Raw genomic sequence first — 12,938 nt, 5'->3', positions numbered from 1 at the left:
GTTGCAAGGAGAGAGACATGCTGTTCCACGTGAAGATGACCGTGAAGCTGCCGCTGGACATGGACCCGGCCAAAGCCGCGCAGCTCAAGGCCGAGGAGAAAGAACTGGCCCTGCGCCTGCAACAGGAGGGCACCTGGCGCCACCTGTGGCGCATCGCCGGGCACTACGCCAACTACAGCGTGTTCGACGTGCCCAGCGTCGAGGCCCTGCACGACACGCTGATGCAACTGCCGCTGTTCCCGTACATGGCCATCGAGGTCGACGGCCTGTGCCGCCACCCCTCGTCGATCCACGCCGACGACCGCTGAACCCCACCCGACAAGAACAACACGAGGTACCTGATCATGACCGTGAAGATTTCCCATACCCCTGAGGTGCAACAGTTCTTCGAAGAGGCCGCAGGCTTTCGCAACGACAGCGGCAACCCGCGCCTCAAACGCATCGTCCAGCGTGTGCTGCAAGACACCGCGCGGCTGATTGAGGACCTGGAGATCAGCGAGGACGAGTTCTGGCACGCCGTCGACTACCTCAACCGCCTGGGCGGGCGCGGCGAGGCCGGGTTGCTGGTGGCGGGGCTGGGCATCGAGCATTTCCTCGACCTGCTGCAGGATGCCAAGGACGAACAGGCCGGCTTCACCGGCGGCACGCCGCGCACGATTGAGGGCCCGTTGTATGTGGCCGGGGCGCCGATCGCCCAGGGCGAGGCGCGCATGGACGATGGCAGCGAGGAGGGTGTGGCCACGGTGATGTTCCTCGAAGGGCAGGTGCTCGACCCCAGCGGCCAGCCGGTGGCGGGTGCCACCGTCGACCTGTGGCATGCCAACACCCGTGGCACCTACTCGTTCTTCGACCAGAGCCAGTCCGCGTACAACCTGCGTCGGCGCATCGTCACCGATAGGGACGGCCGCTACCGCGCGCGCTCCATCGTGCCGTCGGGGTATGGCTGCGATCCGCAGGGGCCGACCCAGGAATGCCTGGACCTGCTCGGCCGCCATGGCCAGCGCCCGGCGCATATCCACTTCTTCATCTCGGCGCCGGGGTACCGTCACCTGACCACCCAGATCAACCTGGCTGGCGACAAGTACCTGTGGGACGACTTCGCCTATGCCACCCGTGACGGGCTGGTGGGGGAAGTGGTGTTCCGTGATGGCGAGCAGGGGCGGGTTGCCGAGCTTGAGTTCGACTTCCAGTTGCAGCAGGCGCAAGGCAGTGAGGCCGAGCAACGCAGCGGGCGGCCGCGGGCCTTGCAGCAGGCTTGAGGTCGGTTCGCCGCTAGGTGGCGGGCAGTGTGCCGTACCTGGCGCTGGGTATCGCTGGCACCACCCTGATTTCGCTGGTCGCGGCGTTCCCCGCCACGTTCGCCGAACTTGCCCTGTATGGCGCGATCAGCCAGGCCCTGGCACGCAACCTGGCCAACCCCGGCGAACGCGACGCCGGGTTGTCCCTTTTCTTGGTAACGGCTTCGGGCGAGACCTTCCTCGGCTGCCAAGTAAGGAGGCCCAGCCCAGCATCACTCCACGGTTCAGCGCTTCATCACATAACAACAAGATCAGAGAGCTTCGGAATGAACCACACCCTTTGTGTCGCTACTGGCCTGAGCCTGCTCAGCCAACCTTCGCTGGCCGCCGAAGGCGGTTTCTTCGAGGACGCCAAGGCCAGCCTCAGTGCCCGCAACTATTACTTCAGCCGAGACTTCTCGGATATCGTTGGCGCCAATCGGCAATCCAAAGCCGAGGAGTGGGCCCAGGGCTTCATCCTCGACTTCAAGTCCGGCTATACCCCTGGCACCGTCGGCTTTGGCGTGGATGCGTTGGGCCTGCTGGGGGTCAGGCTCGACAGCAGCCCTGACCGGGTCAACAGCGGGCTGCTGCCGGTGCATGGCGATGGCCGCGCCGCCGGCGAGTACAGCCGCCTGGCGCCGACGTTCAAGGCAAGGCTGTCGAAAACCGAGCTGCGGGTCGGCGAACTGCAACCCAACCTGCCGGTGCTGACCTTCAGCGATATCCGCCTGCTGCCGCCGACCTACCAGGGCGTGAGCCTGAGTTCCGCTGGACTCGATGGCCTGACCCTGCAAACCGGCCACCTGAGCTCCAGCCACCTGCGCAACGAAGCGGGCGACGGTAAGCTCAACGCCATGCTCGGCCATGTGCCCCAGCGCCAGGTCGCCAGTGATGCCTTCAACTATGTGGGCGGCGACTACGCCTTCAACGCCAACCAGAGCAGCCTGAGCCTGTGGTATGGCCAGCTGGAGGATATCTACCAGCAGGGCTTCGTCGGCCTCAAGCACAGCAAGCCGCTGGGCGATTGGGTGCTGGGCGCCAACCTCGGTTACTTCACCGCCCGTGAAGACGGCGACGCACTGCTGGGCAACATCGACAACCAGGCGTTCTTTTCAATGTTTACCGCCCGGCTTGGCGGCCACAGCTTCGGTGCCGGCTACCAGGCCATGTACGGCGACAGCCCGTTTCCCCGGGTGTTCGCCAACATCACGCCGCTGGGCAACGAAGTGCCGACGTATGAGTTCGCCTACACCGACGAGCGCTCCTACCAGGTGCGTTACGACTATAACTTCGCAGCCTTGGGCATTCCTGGGCTGACGGCGACGGTACGCTACATCACCGGCAACAATGTCGACACGGGGCAGGGTTTCGAAGGCCAGGACCGCGAGCGCGACATCGACCTGGGCTACGCGGTGCAGAGCGGGGTGCTCAAGGGGCTGGGGATCCGGGTGAGGAACGCCATGGCGCGGTCGAACTACCGCAGTGATATCGACGAGAACCGCTTGATCCTGGTGTACACCTGGCAGTTGTTCTGACCCGGTCGGCCCCTGTTCTTGAGGCTGACGCATTCCTGTAGGAGCCGGCTTCGCCGGCGAACAGGGCCGGTGCAGGTATCTCGATTTGCACCGGCTGGCGTTATGCAGGTAGGTTTCGCGAATCATTATCGTGGAGCCTCCCTTTGGACTCACTCACCCAAGCCGTCCTCGGCGCCGCCCTGCAGGGCACCGTGCTGGGCCGCATCCAGGGCCGTCGTTCACTGTTCTACGGCGCCGCCCTGGCCACCCTGCCAGACCTCGACGTGCTCATCCGCTACGCCGACCCGGTGTCACGGATGACCTACCACCGTGGGTTCTCCCATTCGCTGTTCGTGCTCACCGGCCTTGCATTGCTGCTGGCCCTGTTGGTTACCTGGCTAGGGCAGAGACATTGGCCGGAAAAGGGCTACACCTGGCCGAGGGCCTTCCTGGCGTTCTGGCTGGTGCTGGTCACCCACCCGATCCTCGATGCATTCACCGTCTACGGCACCCAACTGTTCTGGCCATTGCAGCCGATACCGGCCAGCTGGGCAGCGGTGTTCATCATCGACCCGGTCTACACCGTGCCGTTGCTGCTGGCGGTGGGCTACGCGCTGGTCCGTGGCCTGGCTGGCAGGGCGATGCCGCTGCTGGCCCTGGCATTGGCCTTCAGTACTTTCTACCTAGGCTTTGGCCTGGCCGGGCGGCTCGCCGCCGAGCAGCGTTTTCAGCAGGCGCTGAACCAGCAAGGGATCGCCACGAGCGAGGTGCGCGCAGTACCGCTGGCCTTCAACAGCCTGATCTGGCGGGTACTGGCGAAAACCCCGGAAGGCGATTACTACGAGGGGGTGAGCAGCTGGTTCGACCGTGCGCCGCCCGAGATGCAGCGCCAGCCGCTGAACCTGGCGGCGGCGAAGGTGCTTGAAGGCGTGCCGCTGCACGAGCGTCTGCGCTGGTTTACCGACAACTGGCTGCGCTACGACGTGATGGGCGATTCGCTGGTGGTCAGCGACCTGCGCATGGGCACCCCGGGCAACTACAGTTTCCGCTTCGAGATGGCCCGCCGCGACGGCGCCGGGCAGTGGGCCGCGATCCAGCCACGGCCGTGGGTTGGCATCGGGGTCAGTTCCATGTTCAATGCCGAGGACCTCGCTCTGATCTGGCGGCGCATCCTCGAGCCGCAACCGCCGTTGCCGCTGGCCAGCTGGATGGACAAATACCTGTCCCAGGCGCGCTGACCCTTGCAATAGGCTCAAACGCACCCCTCTAGCAGGGCTTGTCTTGTTCAGGAACCGACCATGCAACCCAACGCTGCGGCGATATCGCCGGTGCGAGGGGGCATCGACCTGCGGGGGGCGCGCCTGGCGTGGCCTACACCGCCCGGGCGTTGAGCAGGCGCACGCGCAACCCAATGTGGCGATAATACTCGGCCATCAGTGGCGTCGGCACATCGCCGGGTCCGGGCTGCGCAGGCGGGGCAGGGGGGCCACGCAGCGCGGCTAAAGCCGCTCCTGCAGGTCCTGCGCGACCATCATGCCCGCGGCACGCGCCCGGTCACGAAATGCGCCACGTCGTTGAACCCAGGCGTCGAGGCATGCCCCGGCGTCACCAGCGAATCGATGAAGGCTTCATCCTCCGCCGTGACCTTGACCTCCAGCGCGCCGGCGTAGGTGGCCCACTGCGCTTCGGTGCGCGGCCCGACGATGGCCGAGCTGACCAGGCGGTTGTTCAGCACCCAGGCGATGGCGAACTCGACGATACCCACGCCCTTGGCCTCGGTGTAGGCGTGGATCTTCTGGGCGATGGCCAGCGACTCCTGGCGCCATTCGACCTCCATGATCCGCTTGTCCTGGCGCCCGGCGCGGCTGCCTGCCTCCGGTGTCGAGCCCGGCGCGTACTTGCCGCTGAGCACGCCCCGGGCCAGGGGGCTGAACGGCACCACGCCAAGGCCGTGGTAGGCGGCGGCAGTCAGCTGCTCCGGCTCGGCCTGGCGGTTGACGATGTTGTACAGCGGCTGGCTGACCACCGGCTTGGCCACGCCCAGGCGCTCGGCGACGTTGCAGATCTCGGCGATGCGCCAGCCGCGGAAGTTGCTCACGCCCCAGTAGCGGATCTTGCCCTGGGCCAGCAGGTCGCCGATGGCGCGCACGGTTTCTTCCAACGGCACCGCGTGGTCCTCGCGGTGCAGGTAGTAGATGTCCAGGTAGTCGCTGCCCAGGCGCGTGAGGCTGGCTTCGAGGGCGTTGAACAGGTGCTTGCGCGACAGGCCGCTACGGTTGGGCACGCCATCGGCCGGGCCGTAGCCGGCTTTGGAGGCGACGATCCAGTCCTGCCGGTTGCGCGCCACCGCTTCGCCGACGATCTCCTCCGAGCGCCCGCCGTTGTACACGTCGGCGGTGTCGATGAAGTTGATGCCCTGGTCCCAGGCCTTGTCGATGATGCGCAGCGCGTCTTCGGTGCTGGTCTGTTCACCGAACATCATGCTGCCCAGGGTGAGGGCCGAGACTTGCAGGCCAGAGTGGCCGAGGGGGCGGTAGATCATGCTCGCGGGTCCTTGTCAGGCGATGTGATCCAGTGGTTTTACACATAACCGCCCATGTTTGAAAGGGCCGTGGAACAGGGTTGTCTGTAGGAGCGGCTTCAGCCGCGATGCAGGCGACGTGGTGCCTGGTACCCGCTTCGCGAGTGATCGCGGCTAACGCCGCTCCTACAGAGGTTGTGCCAAATCATTGGGTCATGTGGCTAGCGGTGTCGATCAGTTCGCGGGCTTCGCGGCTCGACAGTGGGCGCTTCATGCGTTGCGACAACAGGGCCATGGCATCCGAATAACCCTTGGCGATTACCGCCTCGACTTCGTCGTCAATGCACTGCAAGGCGATGAAATCGCCATGCTCCGGCTCGCCGACGAACTCGATGCGGTTCCAGTAGCGGCCATGCCCGAGCACCTCGTAGGTGCGCCCGTGCTGGTAGGTCCAGAAGAACGGCACGTCGTCATAGCGGCGCCGCTCACCGAGCATGTTGGCGGCGGCGATCACCCCGTGCTGCTGGGCCAGGCGCCAATGTTCGATGCGCACCGGGCGGCCGGCAAGGGGAAAGCGGGCAATGTCGCCGGCTGCCCACAGGCCGGCGCTGGCTTGTAGATGGGCGTCGACCTCGATGGCGCCGTCCTCGGCCAGGGGCAGGCCCTGCACATAACGCGTCGCCGGGGAGACGCCGGTGCCCAGCAGCACCAGCGGGGTGGCCAGGCGTTCGCCGTTGGCCAGCACTACAGCTTCGACGCGTTCCTTGCCCTCAAAGGCGGTCACTTCGGTCGGGCCGTGGAACACCACGCCCTTGCGTTCATGGAGTTCACGTAGCGTTCGGCCAATGCGCTCACCCAGCTGTTTGACCAGAGGCAGCGGATGGCGCGTGACCACGTGCACCTGCAAGCCATACTTGCGCAGCGCCGAGGCGGCCTCCAGGCCGATGAAGCCATCCCCGACGATCACCACCGGCTGGCCGGGTTCGGCCAGGTCGAGCAGGCGCGCGGCATCTTCCCGCGAGCGCAGCACACAGATACCGGGCAACTGGGCGCCAGGCAGGTCCGGGCGCCGGGGCTTGCCACCGGTGGCCAGCAAGGCGGCGTCGTACTTGAGCGACTTGCCGTCGGCCAGCGCGATCTCGCGCTTGTCGACATCCAGCGCACGGACCTTGGCGTGCAGGCGCTGCAACTGGCCCCGGCGCAAATCGTCAGGCTCCAGCAACGATGGCACTTCGTCGGGGGGCATCTGCCCGGCGATGACGAATTTGCTCAGGGCCGTGCGGTCGTAGGCCCCTTGCGGCTCTTGGTCGATCCACAAAAGCCGCCCGGCAAAGCCATGGCCGAGCAAGGTCGCCACGGCGGCGCTGCCTGCCGCGCCGGCACCGATGATGACGAAGGTGCGGGCATCGCTGTGCAAGGGTGGCTCGGCCCTGGGCAGCGGCTGGTCATCCACCCAGACCTGGCCATCCTTGAGCTGCACCGGGTAGCGGCGCAGGTCGACCAGCGCCGGTGGCTCGCACACGGCACCTTCGTCCACGGCGAACGCCGCCTTGTGCCAGGGGCAGACCAGCAGGCCGGCGCAGACCACGCCCTCATCCAGGGGCGCCCCGGCGTGGGGGCAGTTGCCCTGGTAGGCGCGCACCTGATCGCCATGGCGCACCAGGATGACTTCTTCGCTGCCGGCCTGGGCCCGCAACGGGCGCTGTTCATCGAGCTCGGCGAAGGTGGCGACGGCGTGCAGGGTCATGGGCGTTCTCCTGAGTCCAGTGTGCTCATTTGACGCCTGCCCATGCTCAAGGGTGCCACCAGGCGACGACCGGCCATCGTGATTACAAACTTTAACAAGAGATTCAAATGAGACTAAATTGACTCAATAACACTTCATGAGTACCATTCGCGCCGTTTTCAAATCAAAGGCTCGGGTGAAATTCATGGGCAACTTGCGTGCAATTGGGATGGCCAGCCTGCTGACGGCGGCGATCGCGCTGTCGGGCTGCGACGGGGCGGATCAGCCCCAGGCCGCGGCCGAGGTCGTGTATCCGGTAGCGGTGGTGACCGTGGCCGGCGAGGCGTTGGCCCTGGCCTCGACCCTGCCTGGCCGGGTCGAGCCGATGCGGGTCGCCGAGGTGCGCGCCCGGGTGGCCGGCATCGTCCTGCACAAACGCTTCGAAGAAGGCGCCGACGTCAAGGCCGGCGATGTGCTGTTCCAGATCGACCCGGCGCCGTTCAAGGCCGCCCTGGCGCGGGCCGAGGGCGACCAGGCCCGCGCCCAGGCGGTACAGCAGCAAGCCCAGGCGCGGGTCAAGCGTTACGAGCCGCTGGTCAAGATCGAAGCGGTCAGCCAGCAGGACTTCGACAGCGCCACCGCCGAGCTGCGCAGCGCCCAGGCCGCCGTGCGTTCGGCCCAGGCCGACGTGCAGACCGCGCGCCTGAACCTGGGTTACGCCACGGTCACCGCGCCGATCTCCGGGCGCATCGGCCGTGCGCTTGCCACCGAAGGGGCACTGGTGGGGCAGGGCGATGCCACGCTGCTGGCGCGTATCCAGCAGCTCGACCCGATCTATGTCGATTTCACTCAATCGGCCGCCGATGCCCTGCGCTTGCGCCAGGCACTGAAAGATGGTGCGTTGGCCGGTGGCGACGACAAGGCGCTGACGGCCCAGGTCGAAGGCACCGACTACCAGCGCCAGGGCGCGCTGATGTTCACCGACGTGGCGGTCGACCGCGGCACGGGCCAGGTCAGCTTGCGCGGGCGCTTCGACAATGCCGACGGCATTCTCCTGCCGGGCATGTACGTGCGCGTGCGCACGCCGCAGGGCACCGACCAGCAGGCGATCCTGGTGCCGCAACGCGCCGTGCAGCGCGGCAGCGATGGCGAGGCGCGGGTGATGGTGGTGGGCACCGGCAACCTGGCCGAGGCGCGCAGCGTGCGCACCGGCGTGATGCAGGGCGCGCGCTGGCAGATCACCGAGGGCCTGCGCGCCGGTGACCAGGTCATCGTCGGCAGCCCGGCGGGTCTGGCCCCCGGCATGCCGGTCAGCCTGGCCCAGGCGCAACAAGCCGTGGCGCAATAAGGCGAGGGTAGCGAGATGTCCAAGTTCTTCATCAATCGGCCGAACTTCGCCTGGGTCATGGCGCTGTTCATTTCCCTGGCCGGCCTGCTGGTGATCCCGGCGCTGCCGGTGGCCCAGTACCCCAGCGTGGCACCGCCACAGATCTCCATCACCGCCAGCTACCCGGGCGCTTCGGCCAAGGTGCTGGTGGAGTCGGTGACCAGCATCATCGAAGAGTCGCTCAACGGCGCCAAGGGCCTGCTGTACTACGAGTCCACCAACAACTCCAACGGCGTCGCCGAGGTGCTGGTGACCTTCGAGCCTGGCACCGAGCCGGACATGGCCCAGGTGGACGTGCAGAACCGCCTGAAGAAGGCCGAGGCGCGCATGCCCCAGGCTGTGCTGACCCAGGGCCTGAAGGTCGAGCAGGCCAGCTCCGGCTTCCTGCTGATCTACGCCCTGACCAGCACCGCCAGCGACAGCGGCGACACCACGGCCCTGGCCGACTACGCGGTGCGCAACATCAACAACGAACTGCTGCGCGTGCCCGGCGTGGGCAAGCTGCAGTTCTTCTCTTCCGAAGCGGCCATGCGGGTCTGGGTCGACCCACAGAAGCTGGTGGGCTATGGCCTGTCCATCGACGACATCAACACTGCCATCCGTGGCCAGAACGTCCAGGTGCCGGCCGGCAGCTTTGGCAGCACCCCGGGGGCCAGCGAGCAGGAGCTGACCGCGACCTTGGCGGTGCAGGGCACCCTGGACTCCCCCGAGGCGTTCGCTGGTATCGTCCTGCGCGCCAACCCCGATGGCTCCCGCGTGCTGCTCGGCGATGTCGCGCGCGTGGCCATCGGCAGCGAGAACTACAACCTGTCCTCGCGCCTGGACGGCCACCCGGCCGTGGCCGGCGCGGTGCAACTGGCGCCCGGCGCCAACGCCATCCAGACCGCGACGCTGGTCAAGGAGCGCCTGGCGGAGCTGTCGCCGTTCTTCCCCGAGGGCGTCGAGTACTCGGTGCCCTACGACACCTCGCGTTTCGTCGATGTGGCCATCGAGAAGGTGATCCACACCCTGATCGAAGCCATGGTGCTGGTGTTCCTGGTGATGTTCCTGTTCCTGCAGAACGTGCGCTACACCCTGATCCCGTCGATCGTGGTGCCGGTGTGCCTGCTGGGCACGCTGATGGTGATGAAGCTGCTTGGTTTTTCGGTGAACATGATGACCATGTTCGGTATGGTGCTGGCCATCGGCATCCTGGTGGACGACGCCATCGTGGTGGTGGAGAACGTCGAGCGGCTGATGGCCGAAGAAGGCCTGTCGCCGGCGGCGGCCACGGTCAAGGCGATGGGGCAGGTGTCGGGGGCGATCATCGGTATCACCCTGGTGCTGGCCGCAGTGTTCCTGCCGCTGGCGTTCATGTCAGGTTCGGTGGGGGTGATCTACCAGCAGTTTTCCGTGTCGCTGGCGGTGTCGATCCTGTTCTCCGGCTTCCTGGCCCTGACCTTCACCCCGGCGCTGTGCGCCACGCTGCTCAAACCGGTGCCCCACGGCCACCACGAAAAGGGCGGTTTCTTCGGCGCCTTCAACCGCGCCTTCGCCCGGGTGACCGAGCGCTACTCGGTGATGAACAGCGCCCTGGTGGCCCGCGCCGGGCGCTGGATGCTGGCCTACGTCGGCATCCTGGTGGTGCTTGGCTACTCCTACCTGCGCCTGCCGGAGGCCTTCGTGCCGTCCGAGGATTTGGGCTACAGCATCGTCGATGTGCAACTGCCACCGGGCGCCAGCCGGGTGCGTACCGACCACACCGCCGAAGCGTTGGAGAAGTTCCTGATGTCCCGCGAGGCGGTGGCCAGCTCGTTCATCGTCAGCGGCTTCAGCTTCTCGGGCCAGGGTGACAATGCCGCGCTGGCGTTCCCCACCTACAAGGACTGGTCCGTGCGTGGCCAGGAGCAGTCGGCGGAGGCGGAAACCGCGGCCGTCAACGCGCAGTTCGCGGCCAATGGCGACGGCGCCATCACTGCGGTCATGCCGCCACCGATCGACGGCCTGGGTAACTCGGGTGGTTTCGCCTTGCGCCTGATGGACCGTGGCGGCCTGGGCCGCGAAGCATTGCTGGCGGCCCGTGACCAACTGCTGGCCCGCGCCAATGCCAACCCGGTGATCCTCTACGCCATGATGGAAGGCCTGGCCGAAGCGCCGCAGCTGCGGGTGCAGATCGACCGCGAGAAGGCCCGCGCCCTGGGCGTGAGCTTCGAGACCATCAACAGCACCCTGGCCACCGCTTTCGGTTCGGCGGTGATCAACGACTTCACCAATGCCGGGCGCCAGCAACGCGTGGTGGTGCAGGCCGAGCAGGGTGAGCGGATGACCCCGGAAAGCGTGCTGCGCCTGTACGCGCCCAATGTCAGGGGCGAGCAGGTGCCGTTCAGTGCCTTTGTCACCACCAAGTGGGAGGAGGGCCCGGTGCAACTGGTGCGCTACAACGGCTACCCGTCGATCCGCATCGCCGGCGACGCTGCCCCGGGTTCCAGCACTGGCCAGGCGATGGCCGAGATGGAACGCCTGGTCAGTGAGCTGCCGCCCGGCATCGGTTACGCCTGGACCGGCTTGTCGTACCAGGAGAAGGTCTCCAGCGGCCAGGCCGCCGGCCTGTTCGCCCTGGCCATCCTGGTGGTGTTCCTGCTGCTGGTGGCGCTGTACGAAAGCTGGGCGATCCCGTTGACGGTGATGCTGATCGTGCCGATCGGCGCCCTGGGCGCGGTGTGGGCGGTGATGCTCACCGGCATGCCCAACGATGTGTACTTCAAGGTCGGCCTGATCACCATCATTGGCCTGGCGGCGAAGAACGCCATCCTCATCGTCGAGTTCGCCAAGGAACTGTGGGAGCAGGGTTACAGCCTGGGCGACGCCGCCATCGAGGCCGCGCGCCTGCGCTTGCGTCCGATCGTGATGACTTCCATGGCCTTCATCCTCGGCGTGGTGCCGCTGGCGATCGCCACCGGTGCCGGCGCGGCCAGCCAACGCGCCATCGGTACCGGGGTGATTGGCGGCATGCTCAGCGCCACCTTGCTGGGCGTGGTGTTCGTGCCGATCTGCTTCGTCTTCGTGCTGAAGCTGCTCAAGCGCAAGCCGGCCCCGGTGAAACATGCGGTCGAGGCCGTGGAGTGATGGACATGCGTAATTTCGTTTTGCCCTGTGTGCTGGCGTTTGCCCTGGCCGGTTGCTCGCTGGCGCCGACCTACCAGCGCCCCGAGGCGCCGGTCGCGGCCCAGTGGGGCGACGCGGCGGCCCACCAGGGCCGGGCGGTGGAGCAACTGGACTGGCAGGCGTTCATCGTCGACCCGACCCTGCGCCAGCTGGTCGCCACCGCGCTGGACAACAACCGCTCGCTGCGCCAGACCCTGCTGGACATCGAGCAGGCCCGTGCGCAATACCGTATCCAGCGCGCCGACCGGGTGCCGGGCCTGAACGCCGGGGCCTCCGGCAACCGCCAGCACCTGCCGGCGGAGCTGGCCAGCGATGGCCGCGAAGGGGTGAACAGCACCTACCAGGTGGGGCTGTCGCTGCCGGAGTACGAGGTGGACCTGTTCGGCCGGGTGAAGAGCTTGAGTGACGCGGCGCTGGAGCAGTACCTGGCCACCGAGGAGGCCGGGCGCGCCGCGCGCGTTGCCTTGGTCGCCGAGGTCAGCCAGGCCTACCTCAGCCTCGACGGCGCCGAACGCCGCCAGGCCCTGACCCGCCAGACCCTGGCCAGCCGCGAGGACTCGCTGGCCCTGGTCGGCCAGCGCCGCGCCGTCGGCACCGCCACCGCCCTGGACCACCAGGAAGCCCTGGGCCTGGTGGAGCAATCGCGGGCCGAGCTGGAAACCACCGTGCGCCAGCAGCGCCAGGCCTACAACGCCCTGGTGCTGCTGCTGGGCAGCGCGGACGCGGCCAAGGCCATCCCGGGCGAGCGTTCCGCCGCGCCCATGGTGCTGCAGGACATCGCCCCGGGCGCGCCGTCGGCTTTGCTGGAGCGGCGCCCGGATATCCTCGCCGCCGAGCACCGGCTGCGGGCGCGCAACGCCGATATCGGCGCGGCGCGGGCGGCGTTCTTCCCGCGCATCAGCCTGACCGGCAGCTTTGGTACCTCGAGTGCGCAGATGTCCGGGCTGTTCGACGGCGGTTCGCGTAGTTGGAGCTTCATGCCGCAATTGTCGCTGCCGCTGTTCGACGCCGGGCGCAACAAGGCCGGCCTGAGCCTGGCCGAGGCGCGCAAGGACTCGGCGGTGGCCGCCTACGAAGGCACTATCCAGGTCGCCTTCCGCGAAGTGGCCGACGCCCTGGCCGCCACCGACACCTTGCGCCGCGAAGAGGCCGCGCGCCGGGCCCTGGCCGATACCAGCCAGGCGACCCTGGCGCTGGCCAAGGCGCGCTACGAGGGCGGGGTGGACAACCACCTGCGCTACCTCGACGCCCAGCGCGGCAACTATGTGAACGAGGCGAGCTACATCGAGGCCAGCACCCAGCACCAGTTGGCGCTGGTCGACCTGTTCCGCGCCCTGGGCGGTGGTTGGCCGACGAAAATGTGACG

General features: G+C 67.2%; 9 protein-coding genes and 1 pseudogene. 8 read left to right on the top strand and 2 right to left on the bottom strand.

The window, feature by feature from the left end; genetic code table 11:
• The first annotated feature begins 17 nt into the window (after positions 1-17).
• The 5 genes and pseudogenes from catC (at position 18) to IM733_RS08095 (ending at position 4,032) form a co-directional block, all read left to right on the top strand.
• Positions 18-308 (top strand): muconolactone Delta-isomerase, encoded by a 291-nt coding sequence (gene catC, locus IM733_RS08110; RefSeq protein ID WP_248920377.1) that lies wholly within the window; start codon positions 18-20, stop codon positions 306-308.
• A 36-nt stretch (positions 309-344) separates the two neighbouring features.
• Positions 345-1,259: a catechol 1,2-dioxygenase gene (gene catA / locus IM733_RS08105; RefSeq protein ID WP_248920376.1), complete on the top strand. Its 915-nt coding sequence runs from the start codon at positions 345-347 to the stop codon at positions 1,257-1,259.
• Positions 1,260-1,276: 17 nt separating this feature from the next.
• Positions 1,277-1,471, top strand: a pseudogene (locus IM733_RS25695) (benzoate/H(+) symporter BenE family transporter); the annotation flags it as partial.
• Between the two features lie 93 nt (positions 1,472-1,564).
• Positions 1,565-2,815, top strand: coding sequence for an OprD family porin (locus tag IM733_RS08100; protein ID WP_248920375.1), 1,251 nt, complete (start codon positions 1,565-1,567; stop codon positions 2,813-2,815).
• Positions 2,816-2,958: 143 nt separating this feature from the next.
• On the top strand, positions 2,959-4,032 hold the full coding sequence (locus tag IM733_RS08095) for a metal-dependent hydrolase (protein WP_248920374.1): 1,074 nt from the start codon (positions 2,959-2,961) through the stop codon (positions 4,030-4,032).
• Positions 4,033-4,325: 293 nt separating this feature from the next.
• On the opposite strand, the gene IM733_RS08090 is transcribed toward IM733_RS08095, so the two are convergent.
• Together IM733_RS08090 and IM733_RS08085 are read right to left on the bottom strand one after the other, a co-directional pair.
• Positions 4,326-5,336, bottom strand: coding sequence for an aldo/keto reductase (locus IM733_RS08090; protein ID WP_248920373.1), 1,011 nt, complete (start codon positions 5,334-5,336; stop codon positions 4,326-4,328).
• A gap of 184 nt (positions 5,337-5,520) precedes the next feature.
• On the bottom strand, positions 5,521-7,062 hold the full coding sequence (locus IM733_RS08085; protein WP_248920372.1) for an FAD-dependent oxidoreductase: 1,542 nt from the start codon (positions 7,060-7,062) through the stop codon (positions 5,521-5,523).
• A 184-nt stretch (positions 7,063-7,246) separates the two neighbouring features.
• Here IM733_RS08085 and IM733_RS08080 point away from each other — a divergent pair, with 184 nt between their 5' ends.
• The 3 genes from IM733_RS08080 to IM733_RS08070 are packed head-to-tail and all read left to right on the top strand — an operon-like array spanning position 7,247 to position 12,936.
• Complete coding sequence (locus tag IM733_RS08080) at positions 7,247-8,389, top strand: MexC family multidrug efflux RND transporter periplasmic adaptor subunit (protein ID WP_248920371.1); 1,143 nt, start codon at positions 7,247-7,249, stop codon at positions 8,387-8,389.
• 15 nt (positions 8,390-8,404) lie between these two features.
• A complete protein-coding gene (locus tag IM733_RS08075) occupies positions 8,405-11,533 on the top strand; it encodes an efflux RND transporter permease subunit (protein WP_248920370.1) in 3,129 nt (1,042 codons plus the stop codon).
• On the top strand, positions 11,533-12,936 hold the full coding sequence (locus IM733_RS08070; protein ID WP_248920369.1) for an efflux transporter outer membrane subunit: 1,404 nt from the start codon (positions 11,533-11,535) through the stop codon (positions 12,934-12,936). Before IM733_RS08075 ends, IM733_RS08070 begins: the two co-directional genes overlap by 1 nt.
• Positions 12,937-12,938: the final 2 nt, after the last annotated feature.

This window comes from Pseudomonas entomophila, assembly GCF_023277925.1.
GTDB classification, from domain to species: Bacteria; Pseudomonadota; Gammaproteobacteria; order Pseudomonadales; family Pseudomonadaceae; genus Aquipseudomonas; species Aquipseudomonas entomophila_D.
This window is presented reverse-complemented; position numbering and strand designations above follow the sequence as displayed.